23 protein-coding genes and 1 pseudogene are annotated in these 25,953 nt (G+C 69.8%); 21 read left to right on the forward strand and 3 right to left on the reverse strand.

From position 1 onward, the window contains the following. Positions 1-7 precede the first annotated feature (7 nt). On the reverse strand, positions 8-508 hold the full coding sequence (locus tag MDN94_RS10415) for a SigE family RNA polymerase sigma factor (RefSeq protein ID WP_482725578.1): 501 nt from the start codon (positions 506-508) through the stop codon (positions 8-10). Positions 509-715: 207 nt separating this feature from the next. On the opposite strand from MDN94_RS10415, the gene MDN94_RS10420 reads away from it, so the two are divergent. The 4 genes and pseudogenes from MDN94_RS10420 (at position 716) to MDN94_RS10435 (ending at position 5,098) form a co-directional block, all read left to right on the forward strand. Then, the gene (locus tag MDN94_RS10420) at positions 716-1,411 is read left to right on the forward strand and encodes a demethylmenaquinone methyltransferase (RefSeq protein WP_453455219.1); all 696 of its coding nucleotides are present in this window, start codon (positions 716-718) and stop codon (positions 1,409-1,411) included. Positions 1,412-1,442: 31 nt separating this feature from the next. Continuing rightward, positions 1,443-2,354, forward strand: coding sequence for a glutaminase (locus MDN94_RS10425; RefSeq protein WP_482727050.1), 912 nt, complete (start codon positions 1,443-1,445; stop codon positions 2,352-2,354). A gap of 140 nt (positions 2,355-2,494) precedes the next feature. Beyond that, positions 2,495-2,563 (forward strand): annotated as a pseudogene (locus MDN94_RS10430) (zinc-ribbon domain-containing protein); the annotation flags it as partial. 204 nt (positions 2,564-2,767) lie between these two features. Further along, positions 2,768-5,098, forward strand: a complete 2,331-nt coding sequence (locus MDN94_RS10435) for a hypothetical protein (RefSeq protein ID WP_482727122.1) — start codon at positions 2,768-2,770, stop codon at positions 5,096-5,098. A gap of 57 nt (positions 5,099-5,155) precedes the next feature. Here the strand turns inward: MDN94_RS10435 and MDN94_RS10440 are convergent, their stop codons facing one another. Next, complete coding sequence (locus MDN94_RS10440) at positions 5,156-5,686, reverse strand: GNAT family N-acetyltransferase (protein ID WP_482725579.1); 531 nt, start codon at positions 5,684-5,686, stop codon at positions 5,156-5,158. A 122-nt stretch (positions 5,687-5,808) separates the two neighbouring features. On the opposite strand from MDN94_RS10440, the gene MDN94_RS10445 reads away from it, so the two are divergent. Further along, positions 5,809-7,095: a geranylgeranyl reductase family protein gene (locus MDN94_RS10445; protein WP_482725580.1), complete on the forward strand. Its 1,287-nt coding sequence runs from the start codon at positions 5,809-5,811 to the stop codon at positions 7,093-7,095. Then, positions 7,092-7,646 carry a GNAT family N-acetyltransferase gene (locus MDN94_RS10450; protein ID WP_482725581.1) on the forward strand — a complete coding sequence of 185 codons (555 nt, stop codon included), beginning with the start codon at positions 7,092-7,094 and terminating at the stop codon, positions 7,644-7,646. The genes MDN94_RS10445 and MDN94_RS10450 overlap by 4 nt, the downstream gene beginning before the upstream one ends. Before the next feature lie 101 nt (positions 7,647-7,747). Here the strand turns inward: MDN94_RS10450 and MDN94_RS10455 are convergent, their stop codons facing one another. Then, positions 7,748-8,551 carry a C40 family peptidase gene (locus tag MDN94_RS10455; protein WP_482725582.1) on the reverse strand — a complete coding sequence of 268 codons (804 nt, stop codon included), beginning with the start codon at positions 8,549-8,551 and terminating at the stop codon, positions 7,748-7,750. Positions 8,552-9,251: 700 nt separating this feature from the next. Here MDN94_RS10455 and MDN94_RS10460 point away from each other — a divergent pair. The 15 genes from MDN94_RS10460 (at position 9,252) to MDN94_RS10530 (ending at position 25,864) form a co-directional block, all read left to right on the forward strand. Further along, positions 9,252-9,611, forward strand: a complete 360-nt coding sequence (locus MDN94_RS10460; protein ID WP_003974383.1) for an NADH-quinone oxidoreductase subunit A — start codon at positions 9,252-9,254, stop codon at positions 9,609-9,611. 18 nt (positions 9,612-9,629) lie between these two features. Then, positions 9,630-10,184 carry a NuoB/complex I 20 kDa subunit family protein gene (locus tag MDN94_RS10465; RefSeq protein WP_018528252.1) on the forward strand — a complete coding sequence of 185 codons (555 nt, stop codon included), beginning with the start codon at positions 9,630-9,632 and terminating at the stop codon, positions 10,182-10,184. After that, a complete protein-coding gene (locus tag MDN94_RS10470) occupies positions 10,181-10,909 on the forward strand; it encodes an NADH-quinone oxidoreductase subunit C (RefSeq protein ID WP_441265682.1) in 729 nt (242 codons plus the stop codon). The genes MDN94_RS10465 and MDN94_RS10470 overlap by 4 nt, the downstream gene beginning before the upstream one ends. Beyond that, on the forward strand, positions 10,906-12,228 hold the full coding sequence (locus tag MDN94_RS10475; RefSeq protein ID WP_482725583.1) for an NADH-quinone oxidoreductase subunit D: 1,323 nt from the start codon (positions 10,906-10,908) through the stop codon (positions 12,226-12,228). The genes MDN94_RS10470 and MDN94_RS10475 overlap by 4 nt, the downstream gene beginning before the upstream one ends. Next, the gene (nuoE, locus tag MDN94_RS10480) at positions 12,225-13,055 is read left to right on the forward strand and encodes an NADH-quinone oxidoreductase subunit NuoE (RefSeq protein ID WP_482725584.1); all 831 of its coding nucleotides are present in this window, start codon (positions 12,225-12,227) and stop codon (positions 13,053-13,055) included. The genes MDN94_RS10475 and nuoE overlap by 4 nt, the downstream gene beginning before the upstream one ends. Beyond that, positions 13,055-14,431, forward strand: coding sequence for an NADH-quinone oxidoreductase subunit NuoF (nuoF, locus tag MDN94_RS10485; protein ID WP_482725585.1), 1,377 nt, complete (start codon positions 13,055-13,057; stop codon positions 14,429-14,431). The genes nuoE and nuoF overlap by 1 nt, the downstream gene beginning before the upstream one ends. Beyond that, positions 14,428-16,914 carry an NADH-quinone oxidoreductase subunit G gene (locus MDN94_RS10490; RefSeq protein ID WP_482725586.1) on the forward strand — a complete coding sequence of 829 codons (2,487 nt, stop codon included), beginning with the start codon at positions 14,428-14,430 and terminating at the stop codon, positions 16,912-16,914. The genes nuoF and MDN94_RS10490 overlap by 4 nt, the downstream gene beginning before the upstream one ends. After that, on the forward strand, positions 16,911-18,272 hold the full coding sequence (gene nuoH, locus MDN94_RS10495; protein WP_482725587.1) for an NADH-quinone oxidoreductase subunit NuoH: 1,362 nt from the start codon (positions 16,911-16,913) through the stop codon (positions 18,270-18,272). Before MDN94_RS10490 ends, nuoH begins: the two co-directional genes overlap by 4 nt. Beyond that, positions 18,226-18,924 (forward strand): NADH-quinone oxidoreductase subunit NuoI, encoded by a 699-nt coding sequence (gene nuoI / locus MDN94_RS10500; protein ID WP_482725588.1) that lies wholly within the window; start codon positions 18,226-18,228, stop codon positions 18,922-18,924. The genes nuoH and nuoI overlap by 47 nt, the downstream gene beginning before the upstream one ends. Beyond that, entirely contained in the window at positions 18,921-19,760 is an 840-nt protein-coding gene (locus MDN94_RS10505; RefSeq protein WP_482725589.1) for an NADH-quinone oxidoreductase subunit J, read from the forward strand. Before nuoI ends, MDN94_RS10505 begins: the two co-directional genes overlap by 4 nt. Beyond that, positions 19,757-20,056 carry an NADH-quinone oxidoreductase subunit NuoK gene (nuoK, locus tag MDN94_RS10510; protein ID WP_069927518.1) on the forward strand — a complete coding sequence of 100 codons (300 nt, stop codon included), beginning with the start codon at positions 19,757-19,759 and terminating at the stop codon, positions 20,054-20,056. Before MDN94_RS10505 ends, nuoK begins: the two co-directional genes overlap by 4 nt. Before the next feature lie 15 nt (positions 20,057-20,071). Next, positions 20,072-22,015 carry an NADH-quinone oxidoreductase subunit L gene (nuoL, locus tag MDN94_RS10515; RefSeq protein WP_482725590.1) on the forward strand — a complete coding sequence of 648 codons (1,944 nt, stop codon included), beginning with the start codon at positions 20,072-20,074 and terminating at the stop codon, positions 22,013-22,015. A 1-nt stretch (position 22,016) separates the two neighbouring features. Beyond that, complete coding sequence (locus MDN94_RS10520; protein ID WP_482725591.1) at positions 22,017-23,588, forward strand: NADH-quinone oxidoreductase subunit M; 1,572 nt, start codon at positions 22,017-22,019, stop codon at positions 23,586-23,588. After that, on the forward strand, positions 23,585-25,240 hold the full coding sequence (nuoN, locus tag MDN94_RS10525; protein WP_482725592.1) for an NADH-quinone oxidoreductase subunit NuoN: 1,656 nt from the start codon (positions 23,585-23,587) through the stop codon (positions 25,238-25,240). Before MDN94_RS10520 ends, nuoN begins: the two co-directional genes overlap by 4 nt. Before the next feature lie 321 nt (positions 25,241-25,561). Next, on the forward strand, positions 25,562-25,864 hold the full coding sequence (locus tag MDN94_RS10530; protein ID WP_482725593.1) for a hypothetical protein: 303 nt from the start codon (positions 25,562-25,564) through the stop codon (positions 25,862-25,864). Positions 25,865-25,953 lie beyond the last annotated feature (89 nt).

The raw sequence follows: 25,953 nt of genomic DNA on the forward strand, positions 1-25,953 counted from the left end.
GCGTGCGTCACCTCTCCGACGTGTAGATCTCGGCCTCGCCCAGCTCGCCGCGCAGCCGGGAGAGCGCCCGTGAACACTGGCTCTTGACCGTGCCTTCGCTGCACCGCATCAAGGCGGCGACCGCCTCCACGCTCAGGTCCTCCCAGTAGCGCAGGACGACCATGGCCCGGCCGCGCGGCGGCAGCGTGGACAACGCGGCCAGCAGCGTCACCCGGAGCTCCGTGCTGCGCGGCGGGGGCGGCGTGTCGACGTGCCGGTGGGCCACCAGGGCCCGCAGACCGCGGCGCCGTTCGGACAGGAAGGTCCGCGTCAGCACGGTCTTCGCGTAGGCGTGCGGGTGATCGGCGGCGGCGACCCGTCGCCAGTGCTGGAACAACTTGGCGAGAGTGGTCTGGGTGAGGTCGCGTGCCGCGTCGGCGTCGCCGCACAGCAGATACGCCGTCCGGTAGAGCCTCTGCTGGCTCGCCCGGGCGAATTCCTCGAAGTCCTGCTCGCTGTCGGGTGGCATCGGCCGCCCCTCCGTGGTGATGATCATCCGTCCCCGCTGTCAACCGTTCCTTGAGCACCGGCGGGCGGAAAAGGTTGCGTGCGGATCCGGGGAGGACGGATTCATCGCCTTCCGGCCCACCGGGCCGTTCGGCAATCGGACCCACCCGTGGCGCGCGGGCGCAACCCTGGTCCCTCCCAGGGCCGGGCCGGGTTGCACAATGGGTCCGTGACCCGAGCCTCCCTGGAAAAGCAGCCGCACGAAGTCGCCTCGATGTTCGACGACGTGGCGGCCAAGTACGACCTCACCAACGACGTGCTCTCGCTCGGCCAGGCCAGGCTGTGGCGCAAGGAGGTCGCAAAGGCGGTCGACGCCCGCCCCGCGCAGAAGGTCCTCGACCTCGCCGCGGGCACCGGCACCTCGTCCCTGCCCTTCACGGCCACCGGCGCGTACGTCGTGCCGTGCGACTTCTCCCTGGGGATGTTGCGCGAGGGCAAGAAGCGCAATCCCTGGCTGCCGCTCACCGCGGGCGACGCGACGAAGCTGCCGTTCGCCGACGGCGTCTTCGACGCCGTGACGATCTCCTTCGGGTTGCGCAACGTGCAGGACACCGACGCCGCGCTGCGTGAGCTGTACCGGGTGACCAAACCGGGCGGGCGCGTGGTCATCTGCGAGTTCTCGCACCCGACCTGGGCGCCGTTCCGCACCGTGTACGAGGAGTACCTGATGCGCGCCCTGCCGCCGGTGGCGCGTGCCGTCTCCTCCAACCCCGACGCCTACGTCTACCTCGCCGAGTCGATCCAGAGCTGGCCCGACCAGCCCGCGCTCGCCGGCCGCCTCCAGCGGGCCGGCTGGTCGAAGGTCGCCTGGCGCAACCTGTCCGGCGGCATCGTGGCGCTGCACCGCGGTACCAAGGCCGGGTAGGCAACCGGACATGGAGCACCAGGGGATCGCCGTGGACTACCAAGCGGTCCTGGAGCAGATCGCGGCCGACATCGCCCCGCTGATCGGCAGTGGCACGCCCGCCGAGTACATCCCGGCTCTCGCCTCGGTCGACCCGCGGCGCTTCGGCATGGCGATCGCCGACGTCAGCGGCAAGGTGTACGGAGTGGGGGACTGGCAACACCCCTTCTCCGTACAGTCGATCACCAAGGTCTTCACCCTCGCGCTCGCCCTCGCCGCGGACGACGAGAGCCTTTGGGAACGCGTCGGCCGTGAACCCTCGGGCAACCCCTTCAACTCGCTGGTCCAACTGGAGTACGAGAACGGGATCCCGCGCAACCCGTTCATCAACGCCGGGGCGCTCGTCGTCACCGACCGGCTGCAGACCCTGACCGGGGACGCGAGCAGCGAGCTGCTGGAGTTCCTGCGGCAGGAGAGCGGCAACCCCGAACTTGCCTTCGACCCCGAGGTCGCCGAGTCGGAGTCCGCGCACGGCGACCGCAACGCCGCCCTCGCCCATTTCATGGCCTCGTACGGCAACATCGCCAACCCCGTGCCGACTCTGCTCGACCACTACTTCTGGCAGTGCTCGATCGAGATGAGCTGCGCCGATCTGACCCTGGCGGCCCGCTTCCTGGCCCGGCACGGGCTGCGCGCCGACGGCTCGCGCCTGCTGACCCGCAGCGAGGCCAAGCAGATCAACGCCGTGATGCTCACGTGCGGCACCTACGACGCGGCCGGGGACTTCGCCTACCGGGTCGGGCTGCCCGGCAAGAGCGGGGTGGGTGGAGGGATCGTCGCGGTCGTGCCGGGTCGGTGCACGCTGTGCGTGTGGAGCCCGGGGCTGGACGCACGGGGCAACTCGGTGGCGGGCGTGGCGGCGCTGGACCGCTTCACGACACTGACGGGTCTGTCCGTGTTCTGAGGCGGCGTCCACTTCCTTAGTGGAAGGGAGAGTTGACGGGAACCGCCGGGTGGTGAAGATGAGTCAGTCGTCTACGACCGCTCACGGATCGTGTCGCACCCCCGTCTCCCCGTCACCGCTTGCCCTTTCGGAGTCTCCCCATGGCGTCGTACTGCCTGCACTGCGGCACCCCGTTCCCGGACGAGGCGCGCTTCTGCATGAAATGCGGGAAGGAACGGCTGCCCGAAGTTCCGTCCGCGCCGGCCGGCTCGCCGGCCCCGCCCGTACCTGCCGCCCCACCGGCTCCCTCCGCCCCCTCCGCCCCCCCGACCCCTTCGGCACCTGCGGCCCCACCCGCCCCCGCCGTGCCGCCGCCGCTGTACGGGCCCGGCCCCATACAGCCGTCGCCCGTCGGCGCGTTCCTCGGTCGGGCGATGCGAGGCGACTGGCTGTCGGCCGCCAAGGCCGCCGCGTGGCCGACCGGACTGCTGCTGGTGCTGGCGATCGGGCTGGCGATTCCGTCCTACGGCCAGGACGACGAGGTGTTCGTCGGCTGGAGCGAGCGGCTCCGCATCGCCCTCGCCCTGCTGCTCCAAGGCGTCGGCGGCGGCTTCGAGCTGAAGGCGGCCGGATCGTCACCGTACGGACCGGACGGCTCGGGCTTCGGGTCCGGCTTCGGGTCCGACGGCTCCTACGGCCCGGACCTGGACGAACTCGCGCAGGGAGCGGCGACCCTGTCGCTCGTACCGCTGACCGTGACCGCCTTGTGGATCGCCGCGCTCTGGCTGGGCGCCCGGACGCTGCGCCGGCGCGGCGAGGCCCTGGAGGCGGCGGTGCGCGTCTCCCTGCTGGTGACGGCGGCGGTACTGGTCCTCGGCCTGTTCGCCCAGCCCGAGATCGTGGGTGTGCAGGTCTCCTCCTCGCCCGTGCTGGCCGCGCTCGGCGCCCTCGTGATCTCCCTGGTGGTGACCGCGGGGGTGCTCCAGCGGGACCAGCTCGCGGCCGTGCTCGCGCAGCGTCCGGCCGCACGGTCGGCGGTCCGCGCACTGGGCACGGCCGTCGGCGTGGTGGGCGCGGTGGTCGCGCTGTGCTCGCTGGTCGGCTTCGTGGTCCACGCCCGCACCGACGACGTGGACGGCACGGCACTGCTGCTCGCCCTGCCGATCCTGCCCAACATCGGCTTCGCCGTGCTGGGGTTGAGCTGGGGCGTTCCCGTGGAGTACAGCTTCCGGGGAAGGGTCGGTTGGGGCGACTCCGCTGTGGAGCGCGGCAGCATCGGGCTCGGGGAGATCTCCGACGAGTGGGGCGGCGGCGCCGTGGCCGGTGTCCTGGTGCTCGGCGTCGTGTGCGCGCTGGCCATCGGCCTCTGGACGGCCCGCCGCTCGGCCGACCGCCGTGAGCAGGTGCTGGCGGGCGGGTTCGCGCTGGCGCTGATCCTGATGTTCACCGGCGTCAGCGGCGTCACCACGGATCTCGCCGGCGCCTTGGGCGACTTCGGCGGCATGGGCAGGACCGAGGTGGCCCCGAGCGTGCCGGACGCGCTGCTCTTCGGGCTGCTGTGGGTGGGCGGAGCGCTACTGCTCGGCCCCGTGCTGCTGCGTCTCACGGGCGGCGGGCCCGCGCCGCGGGGCACGGGCCCCGCCCCGCAGGCGCCGGTGCGGCCCACGCCCGGGCAGCCGCCCATGGGGCACAACCAGCCGCCCTACGGGCCCGGTCCCGCCGCCGCCCCGGCACCACACCTTGCCGGACCTGCCGGTGTGTACCCGGCCGGTCCGCCCGGTCCCGCGGGGTCCGCGCCCGAGCCGGGCCCGGCCGCGGGGGCGACGCCTCACGCCGCAGGACCTGTAGAGGCGACACCGCACCACGCCGCCCCCGCGGGGGCGACTCCGCACGCCGCAGGGCCCGTCGGGCCCGGGCCCGAACCGGGCCCGGCCGCCTTGGTGCCCACGCCCACCGCCGTGGACGGCGGCGCAGCGGCCCACGTGCCCGCACCGTACGTGCCGCAGCCCCAGCTCCCCGGGGCGTACGACAAGCCCGCCGGCGGCGGGGGCGGCAAGCGCCGCGTCCTGTTGTGGACGGCGACCCTCACCGCCGCGTTCGTCATCGGAGGCGGCGCGGCCGCGGGGCTGCTGATGCTCCAGGACGGGGACGACCCGGCCGATCCGTCGATCGAGATCGTCGGGACGCCGGACGGCGACGCGAAGGGCTCCACGTCACCCTCGCCGACCCCGCCGCCCCCGGCGGCGTCCACCACGCCGACCACCGCTCCCTCCCCGAGCGCGACGGGGCCGTCGCCCAGCGCCGACCCGGTGCTCCCGGCCGGCTTCGTGCTGAAGCACGACCCCGCCGGGTTCACCGTCGGCGTGATGGAGGGCTGGTCACGCAGGCAGGCCGGCAGCCAGGTCTTCTACGAGGCGCCCACCGGCGGCGACTACATCCAGATCGGCATCGTGAGGAACACGCCGATGAGTTCGTACGACAACTTCACCGGGCTGGAGCGGAAGCATCTGGCCAAGGCCGGGAGCGACTACGAGCGGCTGCGCCTGGAGGAGAACACCTACCAGGGCCGTCCGGGCGCGATCTGGGAGTTCACGCACGTTCCCGAGCCCGAGGAGAGCGACCTGCGACGTCATGTGATCGACCAGGCCTTCGTCGCCGCGGACGGGACCGAGTACGCGATCCTCGCCGCCGGGCGCGCCGACACCTGGGATCCGGCCGAGGACGTCGTCTTCTCCACCGCCATCAGCACGTTCGAGGTCGGCTGAGCCCGCCGCCGCGGCCCTGGAGCGCCCCGCCGCGGCCCCGGAGCGCCCCGCCGGCGCTCAGGGGCGGCCGGGGGCGCCGAGTTCCAGCCGGAAGCAGTACCCGCTCTGCCGGGACACCGGGGTCGTGAAGGTCTCCGCGAGCTCCATGCCGAGCCGCCTCGCCACGGCGATGGACCGCTCGTTGCGGGAGTTCACCATCGCCACGACCCGCTCCACCCCCGCCGCCCGTACCCGCTCCAGCGTGGTGCGGGCGGCGGCGGTCGCGTAGCCGCGGCCCCAGGCGGAACGGGCCAGCCGCCAGCCGATCTCGATCTCGCCGACAGGGCCGAAGTCCTCGTGCGGCCAGGGTTGGGCGCCGGTGAAACCGACGACATCGCCGTCCTCGTCGAGCATCGTCCAGAGGCAGAACCCGTGCTCGGCGTCGTGTCTGCGCTGCCGGGCCGTCAGCTCTTCGTACACGGACAGCTCGGCCGCTCTTCCGCCGTGGAACTCCATGACCTCCGGGTCGTCGAAGACCCGGTGCCAGATGACGGCGTCCTCGTCCGTGGGCACCCGCAGCTGTATGACGGGAAGCGGCCTGCTGCTCATAGACGGAGCCCTTCGGTCGGTTGATCGGTACGCCACCTTAGACTGCACAAGACTGCACAGGTCCTGTGCCGTTCGGTACGCAAATATCGGAATGCCCCATCGAATACTCGGGAGAAGCCGCCGTGACCGAAGCCCTCACCGAGCACACTGCCGATGTGATCGTCGTCGGGGCGGGCCCGGCCGGCTCCACCACCGCGTACTACCTGGCCAAGGCCGGGCTGGACGTGCTGCTGCTGGAGAAGACCGCCTTCCCCCGCGAGAAGGTCTGCGGCGACGGCCTCACCCCCCGTGCCACCAAGCAGCTCGTCTCCATGGGGATCGACATCTCCGAAGAGGCGGGCTGGCTGCGGAACAAGGGCCTGCGGATCATCGGCGGCGGTGTGCGTCTCCAGCTCGACTGGCCCGACCTCGCCTCGTACCCGGACTACGGGCTGGTGCGCAAGCGCGACGACTTCGACGAGCAGCTGGCCCGCCAGGCCCAGAAGGCGGGCGCGCGGCTGTACGAGCGCTGCAACGTCGGCGCCCCCGTCATCGACGACCGCACCGGCCGGATCACCGGCGTGCACGCCAAGCTCGGCGAGGACAAGACCCCGGTCACCTTCCACGCCCCGCTGGTGGTCGCCGCCGACGGAAACTCCTCCCGGATCTCGCTCGCGATGGGCCTGCACCGCCGCGAGGACCGCCCGATGGGCGTGGCGGTCCGTACCTACTTCACCTCACCGCGTCACGACGACGACTACCTCGAGTCGTGGCTGGAGCTGTGGGACCGGCGCGGTCCGGGCGAGGACCGGCTGCTGCCCGGCTACGGCTGGATCTTCGGCATGGGCGACGGCACGTCCAACGTCGGCCTCGGCGTACTGAACACCTCGGCGTCCTTCAAGGAACTGGACTGGCGCGAGGTCCTGAAGGCCTGGTGCGCCTCCATGCCGGAGGACTGGGGCTACACAGAAGAGAACATGACGGGCCCGATCCGCGGCGCGGCCCTGCCGATGGCGTTCAACCGCCAGCCGCACTACACCAAGGGCCTGCTGCTGGTCGGCGACGCGGGCGGTCTGGTCAACCCGTTCAACGGCGAGGGCATCGCCTACGCGATGGAGTCCGGCCAGATCGCGGCCGATGTCATCGTCCAGGCACACGCCCGGCAGACCCCGGCCCAGCGCGAACTGGCGCTGCACCGCTACCCGAAGGTCCTCAAGGACACCTACGGCGGCTACTACACCCTCGGCCGCGCGTTCGTGAAGCTGATCGGCAACCCGAAGGTCATGAAGATCGCGACGCAGCGTGGTCTGACCCACCCGCTGCTGATGAAGTTCACCCTGAAGATGCTGGCGAACCTGACCGACCCGTCGGGCGGCGACGCGATGGACCGCATCATCAACGGCCTGTCGAAGGTGGCCCCGAAGGCGTGAGTACCGCGGTGCTGTCCGATGGCACGGTGCTGCGGACGGCGACGCCCGCCGACGCGGAGGCGCTGTGCGCGGCGTACGTGGACAACCGGGAGCACCTGGCCCCCTGGGAGCCGCGCCGCGACGAAGGCTTCTTCACGGTCGAGGGGCAGGCCGTCCGGCTCGCCGAACGGCTCCGTGAGTACGAGGCCGGCCGCACGGCGCCCTGGCTGCTCGTCGCCGGTGACGGGCGCGTCGTGGGGACGATCACGCTCTCCGGCATCACCCTCGGCCCTTTCTGCAGCGCCTACCTCGGCTACTGGACGGCGGCCGACCGGCAGGGCAGGGGGCTGGCGACGGCGGCCGTGGAGGCGGTGTGCGGCATCGCGGCGGGCGAGCTCGGCCTGCACCGGATCGAGGCGACGACACTGGTGGACAACGTGCGTTCGCAGCGCGTGCTCGAGCGGTGCGGCTTCGAACCCATCGGCATGGCGCCGCGCTATCTGCACATCGACGGCCGGTGGCGCGACCACCGGCTGTTCCAGCGCATCCTGCACGACGCCCCGCCCGCCTGACGGCCGTGCCGGCCGCGTCACCGGCGGCGGCCCCGTCCGGCACGTCGAAGGGCCGCCGCTCCCCGCGGGGAACGACGGCCCTTCCAGGCACTGAGGGAACGTCAGAGCACGCGAACCGCGCCGCTCGCCGGGTAGCCGGACAGATCCTGGATGACGACGCCCTTGCTCGGGTTCGCGGCGTCCAGGTACTGGCCGTCACCGATGTAGACGCCCGTGTGGTAGGCGGAACCGGCGCCGCCCCAGTAGAGGATGTCGCCCACCTGAAGGTTGGAGGTGCCGACCTGCGTGCCGGCCAGCGACTGGTCCTGGGAGACACGCGGCAGGTCGATGCCGACGGTGCGGTACGCGGCCTGGACCAGGCTGGAGCAGTCCCAGGCGTTGGGGCCGGTGGCGCCCATGATGTACGCGTCGCCGAGCTGTGCCTTGAGGAAGGCGACCACGGTGGCGGCGCTGCCCGTGGCGGTGCCGGTGGAGGCGGAGGCCGAGAGCGTGGTGCGCTCGGAGGTGCGGGACGCGCGCTCCTGGGCGGCGGCCTCGGCGCGCTTGCGCGCCTCTTCCTTCTCCTTGGCCTCGGCCGCGCGGTCCGCCTCGGCCTTGGCCTTCTCGGCGGCCTTCGCGGCCTTGGCGGCGGCGGCCTCTTCCTGGGCCTGCAGCTGCGCCTGGAGCTCGAGGTCGAGGGCGACCTGCTGGGTGGCCTCGGCGGACTGGGCGACCGCAGCCAGGGAGTCGGCGGTGAGCAAGGGCATCTCGATGGTCTCGGTCACCGGCTCGGCGTTCGCCGGCCCGGCAGCACCGGCCACCGCGATGGTGCTGAGGAAGCCACCGGCAACTCCGGCCCGTATCGCCATTTTCGAGGCGCTGCGGCGGGGCTTCCGGTGGCTGGGTATGTGAGCGGTGTGGGACATGAGTACAACCGCTATCAGGGCGGGACGGTTCCCTTCAAGAAACGTGTGTTGCGCCACAGTTACGACCGGAACCTGTGAATCCGCCGGGCATGGAACCTTATTGACGCCGTAACGGGCAAACCGGTCAGAGGTGATCACAGCTGTGATCATGGGCTTTCCGTAAAAGGTCCGAATTGCCGTGGGCTTACCACCCCTCCGCATCGTTGGCCAAGCCCGCTTTTGTTGAACTCTTGAATGAGTGGCGCAGGTCACAGAATGGTCAACGTCCGCAGGCTCGGGAGGCCGTGGGTCGGCACTCCCGTCCACCGTGATCCGCCCGATCCCACTGCCGAGTGACCCGGCGGTCCAATATCACCCGATGCGGTCCATCTCGAATTTGCGTGCACCCGCCTCGGCTTGATAGGGCACCCCGCCTCCGACCAGCGGTAACGGCTCCAGATGTCACGTCTGGTGATCACCCGGGAGCTTCGCGTACGAAGATCACTGCTCATCCGGCTTCATGATCCTTCGTCGGGTGGTGGAGATCACAAACTCGATGCCCGACCCCGTGTCGCAGATCACAGACCGACAGGCATAGGATGCGGGTTCCGGGCTTGTGAACTGCCTCACATGTGCACGATCTTCGGCACGGCCTTCGAGGCGGCGAGTGATCGCCCGGGTGCGGTCCAACGGTCAAGGACGACTGGAAGGAGCGGGGAGGGTGAATGCTTACGCGCCCATCCTTGTGCTCGGCGCCCTCGGGGCAGGGTTTGCGATCTTCTCCGTGGTCATGGCCACGCTTATCGGCCCCAAGCGGTACAACCGGGCAAAGCTCGAAGCGTACGAGTGCGGCATCGAGCCCACACCTACGCCCGCCGGAGGCGGACGCTTTCCGATCAAGTACTACCTGACGGCGATGCTCTTCATCATTTTCGACATCGAGATCGTCTTCCTCTATCCCTGGGCCGTCACCTTCGACGCCCTGGGGATCTTCGGGCTCGTGGAGATGCTGCTCTTCGTGCTCACCGTCTTCGTCGCCTACGCGTATGTATGGCGGCGCGGCGGCCTGGAATGGGACTGAGGGGCTGAGGGGCACACCATGGGACTCGAAGAGAAGCTGCCGAGCGGTTTCCTGCTGACCACCGTCGAACAGGCCGCGGGCTGGGTGCGCAAGTCATCCGTCTTTCCCGCCACGTTCGGTCTGGCCTGCTGCGCCATCGAGATGATGACGACCGGAGCCGGCCGGTACGACCTGGCGCGTTTCGGCATGGAGGTCTTCCGCGGATCGCCGCGCCAGGCCGACCTGATGATCGTGGCCGGCCGGGTGAGCCAGAAGATGGCGCCCGTCCTGCGCCAGGTCTACGACCAGATGCCCAACCCCAAGTGGGTCATCTCCATGGGTGTTTGCGCATCGTCGGGCGGAATGTTCAACAATTACGCGATTGTGCAGGGTGTTGATCATATTGTCCCTGTTGACATCTATCTGCCCGGTTGCCCCCCGCGCCCAGAGATGCTGATGGACGCGATCCTCAAGCTCCACCAAAAGATCCAGAGCTCCAAGCTCGGTGTGAACGCGGAGGAAGCGGCCCGCGAGGCGGAGGAGGCGGCCCTCAAGGCGCTCCCGACGATCGAGATGAAGGGGCTGCTGCGATGACGGACCAGCCGAATCCCGAGAAGGACCTCTCCGCGCAGAACCTTCCCGGCCAGCGCGGCGAGCACGGCGAGGAGATCCGCGTCCAGCGCGGCATGTTCGGCGCCAACAACGGAGGGGACACGTCCGGCTACGGAGGGCTCGTCCGCTCCGTACGGCTGCCCGGGCCGGCCACCCGCCCCTACGGCGGCTGGTTCGACGAGGTGGCCGACGAACTCGAGGGCGCGCTCGAGGAGCAGGGCATCGTCCCCGAGAACGCCATCGAGAAGACCGTCGTCGACCGCGGCGAACTGACCTTCCACATCGCGCGCGAACACCTGCTGCACGTGGCGAGGACACTGCGTGACGACCCGGCGCTGCGCTTCGAGCTCTGCACCGGGGTCAGCGGCGTGCACTACCTGGAGGACAAGGGCCGGGAGCTGCACGCCGTCTACCACCTGCGCTCGCTGACCCACGGCCGGCTGATCCGGCTCGAGGTCTCCGCCCCGGACCGTGACCCGCACGTCCCGTCACTGGTGTCGGTCTATCCCACCAACGACTGGCACGAGCGCGAGACCTACGACTTCTTCGGGCTCGTCTTCGACGGCCACCCCGCCCTCACCCGGATCATGATGCCGGACGACTGGCAGGGCTTCCCGCAGCGCAAGGACTATCCGCTCGGCGGCATCGCCGTCGAGTACAAGGGCGCCCAGATCCCGGCTCCGGACCAGCGGAGGTCGTACTCGTGACTACACCGTCTGCACACGCACGCGAAACCACCGAAGGCCCCGTCTACACGGTCACCGGTGGCGACTGGGACGAGGTCGTCCGGTCCGCAGCCAAGGCCGACGACGAGCGCATCGTCGTCAACATGGGCCCGCAGCACCCCTCCACGCACGGAGTGCTCCGCCTGATCCTCGAGATCGACGGCGAGACGGTCACCGAGGCCCGCTGCGGCATCGGCTACCTCCACACCGGCATCGAGAAGAACCTCGAGTACCGGACGTGGACGCAGGGCACCACCTTCGTGACGCGCATGGACTACCTGACGCCGTTCTTCAACGAGACGGCGTACTGCCTCGGCGTGGAGCGGCTGCTCGGCATCGAGGACCAGATCCCCGACCGCGCGACCGTCATCCGCGTCCTGCTGATGGAGCTCAACCGCCTCTCCTCGCACCTGGTGTGCATCGCCACCGGAGGCATGGAGCTCGGCGCCACCACGATCATGATCTACGGATTCCGTGATCGTGAACTCATTCTCGACATCTACGAGCTGATCACCGGCCTGCGCATGAACCATGCGTACATCCGGCCCGGCGGACTCGCGCAGGACCTGCCCCCCGGCGCGATCGACCAGCTCCGCGAGTTCGTGAAGACGATGAAGAAGAACCTGCCGGAGTACGACAAGCTCGCCACCGGCAACCCGATCTTCAAGGCCCGTATGCAGGACGTCGGGTACCTGGACCTGACCGGCTGCATGGCGCTCGGCGCGACCGGACCGATCCTGCGCTCGACAGGCCTCGCCCACGACCTGCGCAAGACCGACCCGTACTGCGGCTACGAGACGTACGACTTCGACGTACCGACCGCCGACACCTGCGACTCATACGGCCGCTTCCTCATCCGCCTCGAGGAGATGCGGCAGTCGCTGCGGATCGTCGAGCAGTGCCTGGACCGGCTCGAACCGGGCCCGGTGATGGTCGCCGACAAGAAGATCGCCTGGCCCGCGCAGCTCGCGCTCGGTCCCGACGGTCTCGGCAACTCCCTGGACCACATCAAGAAGATCATGGGCACCTCGATGGAGGCCCTGATCCACCACTTCAAGCTGGTGACAGAGGGGTTCAGGGTGCCGGCCGGGCAGGCGTACGCCGCGGTCGAGTCACCGAAGGGCGAACTCGGTGTCCATGTCGTCTCCGACGGCGGGACCCGCCCCTTCCGGGTCCACTTCCGCGACCCGTCGTTCACCAACCTGCAGGCCATGGCGGCCATGTGCGAGGGCGGCCAGGTGGCCGACGTCATCGTCGCCGTCGCGTCCATCGACCCCGTGATGGGAGGCGTCGACCGATGACGGACGTATCGCTGGGCATGCCGCAGCTGCCGGCCCCGGACTATCCGGCCGAGGTGCGCGCGCGGCTCGAGGCGGACGCGAAGGAGGTCATCGCCCGCTATCCCGGCAGCCGGTCCGCCCTGCTGCCGCTGCTGCACCTGGTGCAGTCGGAGGAGGGTCATGTCTCCCGCACCGGCATGCGCTTCTGCGCCGAGATGCTGGACCTGACCACGGCCGAGGTGACCGCGGTCGCCACCTTCTACTCGATGTACCGGCGCAAGCCGTCCGGCGACTACCAGGTCGGCGTCTGCACCAACACGCTCTGCGCGGTGATGGGCGGCGACGCGATCTTCGAGGAGCTGAAGGAGCACCTCGGCGTCGGCAACAACGAGACGACCGACGACGGCAGGATCACCCTCGAGCACATCGAGTGCAACGCGGCCTGCGACTTCGCCCCCGTGGTGATGGTCAACTGGGAGTTCTTCGACAACCAGACGCCCGAGTCCGCCAAGCAGCTCGTCGACGACCTGCGCGCCGGCGAGCAGGTCGTCCCCACCCGTGGCGCGCCGCTGTGCACCTACAAGGAGACGGCCCGCATCCTGGCCGGCTTCCCCGACCAGCGGCCCGGCGCGGTCGAGGCCGGCGGCGGCGCGGGGCCCGCGTCGCTCGTCGGGCTCAAGCTCGCCAAGGGCGAGGCCGCTCCGGCGCGCGTGGTCCACCCGCGGGGCGAGTACCCGAAGGACCGTCCGCAGGCCGGATCCGAGCACCTCAGCTCGCACGACGCACCGCAGAAGACTTCGGCATCCGACCCGGACAACCCGGCCGGACCTGTCGCGGAGGGTGAGTGATGACCTTGTCCACCGAGTACGACGGCGGCTCCCGGCCGGAGGTCGGGGGAGAGAGCAGCCCTGAAAAGCTCCTCTCCCCGGTCCTGTCGGCCTTCTGGGACGATCCGCAGTCGTGGACGCTCGCGACCTACCGCAGGCACGACGGCTACGAGGGACTGCGCAAGGCGCTCGCCATGTCGCCCGACGACCTGATCGCGTACGTCAAGGACGCCGGTCTGCGCGGCCGCGGCGGCGCCGGCTTCCCCACCGGTATGAAGTGGCAGTTCATCCCGCAGGGCGACGGCAAGCCGCACTATCTCGTCGTCAACGCCGACGAGTCGGAGCCCGGCACCTGCAAGGACATCCCCCTTCTCTTCGCCAATCCGCACTCCCTCATCGAGGGAATCGTGATCGCCTGCTACGCGATCCGCTCCAGCCACGCCTTCATCTACCTGCGCGGCGAGGTCGTCCCCGTCCTGCGGCGGCTGCACGAGGCCGTGCGCGAGGCGTACGAGGCGGGATTCCTCGGCAAGAACATCCTCGGCAGCGGCCTCGACCTGGAACTCACCGTGCACGCGGGCGCGGGCGCCTACATCTGCGGTGAGGAGACCGCGCTGCTGGACTCCCTGGAAGGCCGCCGCGGCCAGCCCCGGCTGCGGCCCCCCTTCCCCGCGGTCGCCGGCCTGTACGCCTGCCCCACTGTGGTGAACAACGTCGAGTCCATCGCTTCGGTTCCCGCGATCCTCCACAAGGGCAAGGACTGGTTCAGGTCCATGGGCAGCGAGAAGTCCCCGGGCTTCACGCTGTACTCGCTCAGCGGTCATGTCGCGAGCCCCGGCCAGTACGAGGCGCCGCTCGGCATCACCCTGCGCCAGCTCCTCGACATGAGCGGCGGGATGCGGCCCGGCCACCGGCTGAAGTTCTGGACGCCCGGCGGTTCGTCGACCCCGATGTTCACCGACGAGCACCTCGACGTACCACTGGACTACGAGGGCGTGGGCGCCGCCGGTTCGATGCTCGGCACCAAGGCGCTCCAGTGCTTCGACGAGACGACCTGCGTGGTGCGGGCCGTCACCCGCTGGACGGAGTTCTACGCCCACGAGTCCTGCGGCAAGTGCACGCCCTGCCGCGAAGGGACTTACTGGCTCGTCCAGTTGCTCCGCGACATCGAGGCGGGGAAGGGCCTCATGTCCGACCTCGACAAGCTCAACGACATCGCCGACAACATCAACGGCAAGTCGTTCTGCGCCCTCGGCGACGGCGCCGCCTCGCCGATCTTCTCCTCGCTCAAGTACTTCCGCGACGAGTACGAGCAGCACATCACGCAGGGCGGTTGCCCCTTCGACCCTGCCAGGTCGACGGCCTGGGCGGACAAGCACATGGAGGTGAACGCATGACGGTCACGACGTCTGCCCCCTCCGGGGGCTCCGAGGCCCCGGTCCCGCCCGAGGACCTCGTGACGCTGACCATCGACGGCATCGAGATCTCCGTCCCCAAGGGGACGCTGGTCATCCGGGCCGCCGAACTCCTCGGCATCGAGATCCCGCGCTTCTGCGACCACCCGCTCCTCGACCCGGCCGGCGCCTGCCGCCAGTGCATCGTCGAGGTGGAGGGCCAGCGCAAGCCGATGGCCTCCTGCACCATCACCTGCACGGACGGCATGGTCGTCAGGTCGCAGCTCACCTCGCCCGTCGCCGAGAAGGCGCAGAAGGGCGTGATGGAGCTGCTGCTGATCAACCATCCGCTGGACTGCCCGGTCTGCGACAAGGGCGGCGAGTGCCCCCTTCAGAATCAGGCCGTCTCGCACGGCCAGGCCGAATCGCGGTTCGAGGGCAAGAAGCGCACCTTCGAGAAGCCGGTCCCGCTCTCCACGCAGGTGCTGCTCGACCGTGAGCGGTGCGTGCTCTGCGCCCGCTGCACCCGCTTCTCCAACCAGGTGGCGGGCGACCCGATGATCGAGCTCCTGGAGCGCGGCGCGCTCCAGCAGGTCGGCACCGGTGAGGGCGACCCGTTCGAGTCGTACTTCTCCGGGAACACCATCCAGATCTGCCCGGTGGGCGCGCTGACCTCGGCCGCGTACCGCTTCCGCTCCCGCCCCTTCGACCTGGTGTCCTCGCCGAGCGTGTGCGAGCACTGTGCGGGCGGCTGCGCCACCCGCACCGACCACCGCCGCGGCAAGGTCATGCGGCGCCTCGCCGCGGAGGACCCGGAGGTCAACGAGGAGTGGCTGTGCGACAAGGGCCGCTTCGGCTTCCGCTACGCCCAGCAGCGTGACCGGCTCACCACGCCGCTCGTCCGCAACGAGCAGGGTGTGCTGGAGCCGGCGAGCTGGCCGGAGGCGCTGGAGGCCGCGGCCCGCGGTCTCGTCAAGGGCCGTACCGGTGTCCTCACCGGCGGCCGGCTGACCGTCGAGGACGCCTACGCGTACGCCAAGTTCGCCCGGGTCGCCCTCGACACCAACGACATCGACTTCCGTGCGCGGGCGCACTCCGCGGAGGAGGCCGACTTCCTCGCGGCGCGGGTCGCGGGGCAGGGCAGGGACCTGTCCGGCACCGGAGTCACCTACACGTCGCTGGAGAAGGCCCCGGCGGTGCTTCTCGCGGGCTTCGAGTCGGAGGAGGAGGCCCCCGGCGTCTTCCTGCGGCTGCGCAAGGCCCACCGCAAGCACGGACAGCACGTCTTCTCCCTCGCCACGCACGCCACGCGCGGCCTCGAGAAGACGGGCGGGACGCTGCTGCCCGCGGCCCCCGGCACCGAGACAGAGTGGCTGAACGCCCTCACCTCGGGCACCGGCCTCGACGAGGCCGGTGCGAAGGCGGCACAGGCGCTGCGCGCCGAAGGCGCGGTGATCGTGGTCGGCGAACGGCTCGCGGCCGTGCCCGGCGGTCTCAGCGCCGCCGTGCGCGCCTCGGCCGCTACCGGCGCACAGCTGGTGTGGATCCCGCGCCGCGCCGGAGAGCGGGGCGCCGTCGAGGCGGGCGCGCTGCCGTCGCTGCTGCCGGGCGGCCGCCCGGCGACCGACCCGCGGGCCCGTACGGAGACCGCGGAGGTGTGGCGGGTACGTGAACTCCCGCACCGCTACGGCCGCGACACCGGCCAGATCATCGAGGCCGCTGCCACCGGCGAACTGGGCGCGCTGCTCGTCGCGGGCGTCGAGGTCGCGGACCTGCCCGACCCGGCGCGGGCGCGAGAAGCGCTCGACGCGGTCGGGTTCCTCGTGTCGCTGGAGCTGCGCCCCAGCGAGGTCACCGAGCGGGCGGACGTCGTCTTCCCCGTCGCGGCCGTCGTGGAGAAGCCCGGCACCTTCCTCAACTGGGAGGGCAGGGCCCGGATGTTCGAGGCGGCGCTCAAGCCCGAGCAGATGACCCGGACCCTCGCGCCGACCGACGCACGAGTGCTGCACATGCTGGCCGACACGCTCGACGTGCCCTTCGGCCTGCCGGACCTCAGGTCGGTCCGCACCGAACTGGACCGACTCGGCAGCTGGGACGGCCCCCGGGCCACCGAGCCGGCGCAGAGCGCCGAACCGCTGCCGAGGCCGGGCTCCGGCGAGGCGGTCCTCGCCGGGCACCGGCTCCTGCTCGACCAGGGCCTGCTCCAGCAGGGCGACGAGGCGCTGGCCGGCACCCGGCACGCCGCGGTCGCCAGGCTGTCGGCGGCCACGGCGGCCGAGACCGGCGTCAAGGACGGCGACGAGCTGGAGGTCTGCGGACCGGCCGGCTCCGTGCGGCTGCCGCTCCAGGTGAGCGAGATGCCCGACCGGGTGGTGTGGCTGCCGGTGAACTCCGTCGGCGGCGGCGTCACCACGGACACCGGGGCCCGCCCCGGCGAGCTGGTCCGTATCGCGGCGGCGACGGGCGCGACGGAGGTGGAGGCATGACCGTCCTGGCATTGGAAGACCTGTCGATGTTCGGACGCGACCCCTGGTGGCTCGTCCTCATCAAGGCCGTGTTCTGCTTCGCCTTCCTGATGGTGACCGTGCTCTTCTCCATCGTGTGGGAGCGCAAGGTCGTCGCCTGGATGCAGCTGCGCATCGGCCCGAACAGGCACGGCCCCTGGGGCATGCTCCAGTCGCTCGCCGACGGCATCAAGCTGATGCTGAAGGAAGACGTCATCGTCAAGCGCGCCGACAAGGTCGTCTATGTCCTGGCGCCGATCGTGGCCGCGATCCCCGCGTTCATGGCGATCGCGGTGATCCCCTTCGGCCCGTCCGGCAACGAGGTCTCGATCTTCGGCCAGCGCACCACGATGCAGCTGACCGACCTGCCGATCGCGATGCTCTACATCCTCGCGGTCGCCTCCGTCGGCATCTACGGCATCGTGCTCGCCGGCTGGTCCTCCGGTTCGACCTACCCGCTGCTCGGCGGTCTGCGCTCCTGCGCGCAGATGATCTCGTACGAGATCGCGATGGGCGCGGCGTTCGCCTCCGTCTTCCTCTATTCCGGGTCGATGTCGACCTCGGCGATCGTGGAAGCTCAGGCCGACCGCTGGTTCATCATCCTGCTGCCGGTCTCCTTCATCATCTACGTCGTCACGATGGTCGGTGAGACCAACCGCGCTCCGTTCGACATGCCGGAGTCCGAGGGCGACCTGGTCGGCGGCTTCAACACCGAGTACAGCTCCATCAAGTTCGCGATGTTCATGCTGGCCGAGTACGTCAACATGGTCACCGTCTCCGCCGTCTCCGTGACGCTCTTCCTGGGCGGCTGGCGGGCGCCGTACCCGATCTCCACCTTCTGGGAGGGGGCGAACCACGGCTGGTGGCCGATGCTCTGGTTCGTCCTCAAGGTGCAGCTGCTGCTGTTCTTCTTCATCTGGCTGCGCGGCACGCTTCCCCGGGTCCGCTACGACCAGCTGATGAAGCTCGGCTGGAAGGTCCTGATCCCGGTCTCCGTGGTCTGGCTGATGCTGGTGGCGACCGTGCGCGCGCTGCGCAACGAGAACTACGACTTCCAGCAGATCGTGCTGTACGTAGGCGGCGCTGTGATCGCGGTGCTGCTGCTCTCCCTCGTCGCCGACATGTTCCGCGGCCGCAAGGAGAAGGCCGAGGAAGCGGCCGCGCCGCCGCCCGCGGCCTTCGACCCGATGGCGGGCGGCTTCCCCGTACCGCCGCTGCCCGGCCAGGAGTTGCCGCCGGTGCCACGCAGGCGGCCCCGGCACGAGCGTGAGCTGATCGTCAGTGGCGGCCCCAATGACAGTGATGGTCCTCGGGACGGAAAGGAGGCTGACGGTGTCTGAGGAATCCCAGCGCAAGGAATCCGGTGGCAAGGAATCCGAGAGCACGTTCCTGAATCCGGTTGCCGGCTTCGGCGTGACCTTCAAGGCCATGTTCAAGAAGCGGCTGACCGAGCAGTACCCGGAGCAGCAGAAGGTCACGGCGCCGCGCTTCCACGGCCGGCACCAGCTCAACCGTCATCCGGACGGACTCGAGAAGTGCGTCGGGTGCGAGTTGTGCGCCTGGGCCTGCCCGGCGGACGCGATCTATGTGGAGGGCGCGGACAACACCGAGGAGGAGCGCTACTCCCCGGGTGAGCGGTACGGCCGCGTCTACCAGATCAACTACGCCCGCTGCATCCTGTGCGGTCTGTGCATCGAGGCCTGTCCGACCCGCGCGCTGACGATGACGAACGAGTTCGAACTCGCCGACTCGAGCCGCGAGAACCTCATCTACACCAAGGAGCAGCTGCTCGCGGGTCTGGAGGAGGGCATGGTCGACTCGCCTCACGCGATCTACCCCGGCATGGACGAGCAGGACTACTACCGGGGCCTGGTCACCGAGGCCGCACCCGGCACGGTCCAGCAGGCCGCCGTCTCCAAGGACCAGCCGCAGGAGGGCGAGTCCAGCTTCGGCGAGGACGAGCCCGCATCGAAGAAGGTGATCGGCGCATGAACACGCTCGCCGCATCCGTCACCTCCACCGGCGAGGCCGTCCAGTTCTGGGTCCTCGGCACGATCGCCGTGATCGGGGCGCTCTGCACGATCCTGATGAAGCGGGCCGTGCACAGCGCCCTGTGCCTGGCCGGGACGATGATCATCCTCGCGGTGTTCTACCTGGCCAACGGCGCGTACTTCCTGGGCGTCGTGCAGATCGTCGTCTACACCGGCGCGATCATGATGCTGTTCCTCTTCGTCGTCATGCTGGTCGGCGTCACGGCCGCCGACTCGCTCAAGGAGACGCTGAAGGGACAGCGCTGGCTCGCCGCGGCCTGCGGCCTCGGCTTCGGCATCCTGCTGATCGCCGGCATCGGCAACGCCTCCCTGAAGAACTTCAACGGACTGGGCGCCGCCAACTCCGCGCACGGCGGGAACGTCGAGGGCCTCGCGGCGCTCATCTTCACCAAGTACGTCTTCGCCTTCGAGATCACCGGCGCGCTGCTGATCACCGCGGCCGTCGGCGCGATGGTGCTCACCCACCGGGAACGCACCGAGCGGGCCAGGACGCAGCGCGAACTCTCCGAGCAGCGCGTCCGCGAGGGCAAGCATCTGCCTCCGCTGCCCGCGCCCGGCGTCTACGCCAGGCACAACGCGGTGGACATCGCCGGTCTGCTGCCGGACGGCTCCCCGTCCGAGCTCACGGTCAACAGGACGCTGCGCGACCGCGGTCAGATCCGGGACGTCTCGACGGAGGCGCTCGACGACCTCAAGGCCCTGGAGCAGCGCTCCGAGGAGCGCCTGGGACGCGACCGGGACGCCCGGGACCGGGACGGACAGGAGGCCAAACGGTGAATCCGGTCAACTACCTCTATCTCGCCGCCCTGCTGTTCACCATCGGCGCGGCGGGTGTCCTGATCCGGCGGAACGCGATCGTGGTGTTCATGTGCGTCGAGCTCATGCTCAACGCCTGCAACCTCGCGTTCGTCGCCTTCTCCCGTATGCACGGCAATCTCGACGGCCAGATCATCGCGTTCTTCACGATGGTCGTCGCCGCGGCGGAGGTCGTGGTCGGGCTCGCGATCATCGTGTCGCTGTTCCGCTCCCGCCACTCGGCCTCGGTCGACGACGCCAGCCTGATGAAGCTGTAAGGGGTCGGAAGAATCGTGGAGAACCTGATTGCGCTGCTCGTCGCGGCGCCCCTGCTCGGAGCGGCGGTCCTGCTGTGCGGCGGTCGCCGCCTCGACCGGACCGGCCACTGGCTGGGCACCCTGCTCGCCGCCGCGTCCTTCGTGGTCGGCGCGGTGCTGTTCATCGACATGCTGGGCAAGGGTCCGGAGGAACGGGCCCTGCACCAGAAGCTGTTCAGCTGGATCCCCGTCGAGGGCTTCCAGGCGGACATCGCCTTCCAGCTCGACCAGCTGTCGATGACGTTCGTCCTGCTGATCACCGGTGTGGGCACCCTGATCCACATCTACTCGATCGGTTACATGGAGCACGACGAGCGGCGCCGCCGCTTCTTCGGCTACCTCAACCTCTTCCTCGCGGCGATGCTCCTGCTCGTCGTCGCCGACAACTACCTTCTGCTGTACGTCGGCTGGGAAGGCGTCGGTCTCGCCTCCTACCTGCTCATCGGCTTCTGGCAGCACAAGCCCAGCGCGGCGACCGCGGCGAAGAAGGCATTCCTCGTCAACCGCGTCGGCGACATGGGCCTGTCGATCGCGATCATGCTGATGTTCACCACCTTCGGCACCTTCGCCTTCGGTCCGGTGCTGGGTGCGACAGGGGAGACCAGCGAGGGCACGCTGACGGCCATCGGCCTGATGCTGCTGCTCGCCGCGTGCGGCAAGTCGGCCCAGGTGCCGCTGCAGTCCTGGCTCGGGGACGCGATGGAGGGCCCGACCCCCGTCTCCGCCCTTATCCACGCGGCCACCATGGTCACCGCCGGTGTCTACCTCATCGTCCGCTCCGGCGCGATCTTCAACGCCGCCCCGGACGCGCAGCTCGCCGTCGTCATCGTCGGCGCGGTCACGCTCCTCTTCGGTGCGATCGTCGGTTGCGCGAAGGACGACATCAAGAAGGCGCTGGCCGGTTCCACGATGTCGCAGATCGGCTACATGGTCCTCGCGGCCGGCCTCGGCCCGATCGGCTACGCCTTCGCGATCATGCACCTGGTGACGCACGGCTTCTTCAAGGCCGGGCTCTTCCTCGGGGCCGGTTCGGTCATGCACGGCATGAACGACGAGGTGGACATGAGGAAGTACGGCGGTCTGCGCAAGTACATGCCGATCACCTTCGTCACCTTCGGTCTCGGCTACCTGGCGATCATCGGCTTCCCCGGCCTGTCCGGCTTCTGGTCCAAGGACAAGATCATCGAGGCGGCGTTCGCGTACGACGACGGGATCCGCGGCTGGATCTTCGGCGGTGTGGCGCTGCTCGGCGCGGGCATCACCGCGTTCTACATGACGCGCGTGATGATCATGACCTTCTTCGGTGAGAAGCGCTGGCAGCCGGCGCCCGACCCGGACAAGGACGCGAGTGTCGAGCCCGGCATCGAGGTGACCCCCGGCGAGATGCCGCACCCGCACGAGTCGCCCAAGTCGATGACGATCCCCATGATCGTGCTCGCCTTCGGGTCGGTCTTCGCGGGAGCGTTCTTCTCCATCGGCGACCGGTTCGCCAACTGGCTCGCCCCGGTGACCGAGTTCGAGCACCCGCACCCGGTGATCAGCGTCCCGGCCATCACGACCGCGACCATGGTCGTCCTGCTGGCCGGCGCTCTGATCGCCTACCTGATGTACGGGCGCCGGCCCGTGCCGGTCACCGCGCCGCGCGGCTCGCTGCTCACCCGGGCCGCCCGCCGCGACCTGCTCCAGGACGACTTCAACCATGTGGTCCTGGTCCGCGGCGGCGAGCACCTCACGCGGTCCCTGGTCTACGTCGACCACAGCCTGGTCGACGGAGTGGTGAACGGCACGGCCGCCTCGTTCGGCGGGCTCTCCGGCCGGCTGCGCAAGCTGCAGAACGGCTACGCCCGCAGCTACGCGGTCTCGATGTTCGGCGGTACGGCGATCCTGATCGCCGCGACCCTGCTGATGAGGGCGGTCTGACATGTCCTTCCCGATCCTGACGGCCACGGCGGTGCTCCCGGCGGTGGGCGCCATCGTCACCGCCGCCGTCCCCGCCGCGCGCAGGACCGCCGCCAAATGGGTGGCCCTGCTCTTCTCGCTCGCCACGTTGGTCATGGCCGCGATCGTGCTCGTACGGTTCGAGCCCGGCGGCGACCGGTACCAGCTCACCGAATCGCACGCCTGGATCGCCGACTTCGGCGTCCGCTACGAGCTCGGTGTGGACGGCATCGGGGTCGTGATGGTGGCGCTCACCGCGCTGCTGATCCCGTTCGTCATCCTCGCGGGCTGGCACGACGCCGATCCTCTCGAGAACAAGTCGTCACGCTGGCGGCCCACTCAGGGCTTCTTCGCCCTGATCCTCATGGTCGAGGCGATGGTGGTCCTGTCCTTCGAGGCCACCGACGTCTTCCTCTTCTACATCCTGTTCGAAGCCATGCTCATCCCGATGTACTTCCTCATCGGCGGCTTCGGCGACCGCGCCCACTTCGGCACCGACGAGAACGCCGCCGCGCAGCGGTCGTACGCGGCGGTCAAGTTCCTGCTGTACAACCTGGCCGGCGGCCTGATCATGCTCGCCGCCGTCATCGGGCTGTACGTGGTCGCGGGCAGCTTCTCGCTCTCCGAGATCGCGGAGGCCAGGGCGAGCGGCTCGCTGGAGATGGCGACCACCACCGAACGGCTGCTGTTCCTCGGCTTCTTCTTCGCCTTCGCGATCAAGGCGCCGCTGTGGCCGCTGCACACCTGGCTGCCCAACGCCATGGGCGAGGCGACGGCTCCCGTCGCCGTGCTCATCACGGCGGTCGTCGACAAGGTCGGCACCTTCGCGATGCTGCGGTTCTGCCTCCAGCTCTTCCCGGAGGCGTCGAAGTGGGCGACCCCGGCGATCATCGTGCTGGCGCTGGTCAGCATCGTCTACGGCGCGCTGCTCGCGGTCGGCCAGCGCGACATCAAGCGCCTGATCGCCTACGCGTCGGTCTCCCACTTCGGCTTCATCATCCTCGGCATCTTCGCCATGACCAGCCAGGGCCAGTCCGGCGCGACGCTCTACATGGTCAACCACGGCCTGTCCACGGCGGCGCTGATGCTGGTGGCCGGCTTCCTGATCTCGCGGCGCGGCTCGCGGCTCATCGCCGACTACGGCGGTGTGCAGAAGGTCGCCCCGGTGCTCGCCGGCACATTCCTGATCGGCGGCCTGGCCACCCTCTCGCTGCCGGGACTCGCGCCGTTCGTCAGTGAATTCCTGGTCCTCGTGGGCACGTTCGCCGCCTATCCGGTGGCCGGGATCATCGCGACCTTCGGCATCGTGCTCGCCGCGCTCTACACCCTGGTCCTCTACCAGCGGACGATGACCGGTCCGGTGAAGGCCGAGGTGCGCGCGATGCCGGACCTCAGGGTGCGTGAACTGGCGGTGGTCGCACCGCTGATCGCCCTGCTGCTCTTCCTCGGTGTCTTCCCGAAGCCGCTGACGGAGATCATCAACCCGGCCGTGGAGCACACGATGTCCGACGTACAGAAGCAGGACCCCCGGCCCGATGTGGAGGCGGCCAAGTGAGCGCTACAGCTGTCCACAGCCTGTGGACAACGGCGGCGGAGGTCGAGCCCCTCGGCAAGATCCCCACGCCCCACATCGAGTACGCACAACTGGCGCCCGTGCTGATCGTCGTCGGCGCGGCCGTCCTGGGCATCCTGGTGGAGGCCTTCGTCCCGCGCAGGGCGCGCTACTACACCCAGCTGTTCCTCACGACCGTCGCGCTCGCGGCCGCCTTCGCCGCGGTCGTCGGGCTCGCGGCCGGCGGTTACGGCACCACCGAGAAGCAGATCGCGGCGATGGGCGCCATCGCCGTCGACGGCCCGGCGCTGTTCCTTCAGGGCACCATCCTGCTGGCCTCGCTGGTGTCGGTGTTCACCTTCGCCGAACGCCGGCTCGACCCGGCGGCGCACGGCAACCGCATCGACTCGTTCGCCGCGGAGGCCGCCGCCGTACCGGGCAGCGAGCACGAGAAGGCCGCGGTCAAGGCGGGGTTCACCACCACAGAGGTGTTCCCGCTCGTGCTGTTCGCGATCACGGGCATGCTGGTCTTCCCGGCCGCGAACGATCTGCTGACGCTGTTCATCGCCCTCGAGGTGTTCTCCCTCCCGCTGTACCTCCTGTGCGCCGTGGCCCGCCGCAAGCGGCTCATGTCGCAGGAGGCCGCGGTGAAGTACTTCCTGCTGGGGGCGTTCTCCTCCGCGTTCCTGCTCTTCGGTATCGCCTTGGTCTACGGCTACGCGGGCTCCGTCTCGTACGCCCGGATCGCGGACGTCGTCGAGGGCAGCGTGCGCACCATCGACCCGGCGCTCGCCGACACCATGGGCAACGACGCGCTGCTGCTGATCGGCGGCGCGCTGATCCTCATGGGCCTGCTGTTCAAGGTCGGCGCGGTGCCGTTCCACATGTGGACGCCGGACGTCTACCAGGGTGCGCCCACCCCGGTCACCGGCTTCATGGCGGCGGCCACCAAGGTCGCCGCCTTCGGCGCGCTGCTGCGGCTGCTCTACGTGGCGCTGCCGGGCCTCGCCTGGGACTGGCAGCCGGTCATGTGGGCGATCGCCATCGTCACCATGCTCGGCGGTGCGATCGTCGCGATCACGCAGACCGACATCAAGCGGCTGCTGGCGTACTCGTCGATCGCGCACGCCGGGTTCATCCTCGCCGGTGTCATCGCCACGACTCCCGAGGGCATCTCGTCCGTCCTCTTCTACCTGCTGGCCTACTCCTTCGTGACGATCGGCGCGTTCGCAGTCGTCACCCTGGTCCGCGACGCGGGCGGCGAGGCCACGCACCTGTCCAAGTGGGCGGGGCTCGGGCGGCGTTCGCCGCTGGTGGCCGCCGTCTTCGCGGTGTTCCTGCTGGCCTTCGCGGGCATCCCGCTGACCTCCGGTTTCGCGGGCAAGTTCGCGGTCTTCAAGGCTGCGGCGGAGGGCGGCGCCGGGGTGCTGGTCGTGGTCGGTGTGATCTCGTCGGCGATCGCCGCGTTCTTCTACATCCGGGTCATCGTGCTGATGTTCTTCAGCGAACCGAAGCCGGAGGGCCCGACGGTGGCGGTGCCGTCGCCGCTGACGATGACGACGATCGGGGTCGGCGTGGCGGTCACGCTGGCGCTCGGTCTCGCACCGCAGTACTTCCTGGATCTCGCGAGCCAGGCGGGCGTGTTCGTCCGCTGACGGACGGCACGGCGAGAAGGTCCGGCGTCTCCTCGGGGGAGAGGCCGGACCTTCGGCGTGTCCTACTGCTCGCGGGACCGTCCGCGTTCCGGGACGATCGCGGTCAGATCGAGGTCGACGGGGAACGGGACGTCGGCCTTCAGCCGGTCGCGGAAGGTGCTCCCATGGGACGGAGTCTCGCGGGCCCGTTCCAGCGTAACGGGCAGAAACGGATCAACACCCTGCGCACGTGTGAACGAGTCACTTCGTGTTGACTCGCAGCGGAAGTGCCGGACGTCCGGCACTGTCGACGACCGACCGATGCGAACTCCTGGGGGAGCCATGAACGGCCAGAACACCACGACGGAGACGGCGAGCGCGCCGGAACGAACGGACGACGTCGGCACCTGGCCGCTGGCGCTGCTCGTACCGTCGATGCTGCTGCTCAGGTTCCTGGGCGAGCACTCCTGGGCGTACTGGACCGCTGCCGTGATCGGCGTGCTCGGTGTCGCCGCAGCCGCCGTCGCCCTCACCGGCTGCGCTCGGGACCTGCTGCGCGGGCACCGGCGATGGCGTGCCGCCGGCGTCGGTCTGCTGCTGATCGGCGCCTGCTTCTCCGTCCTTTCCCGACTCCTCGACCGCTGAGTCGGGGCGCGGCACCCAGGAGCAGGCGAAGGCCCGGCGTCCCCCCGAAACCGCCGAGCGGGGGGCCGGGCCTTCGACACCACGGGGAG

This window comes from Streptomyces sp. WAC00040 (assembly GCF_056835925.1).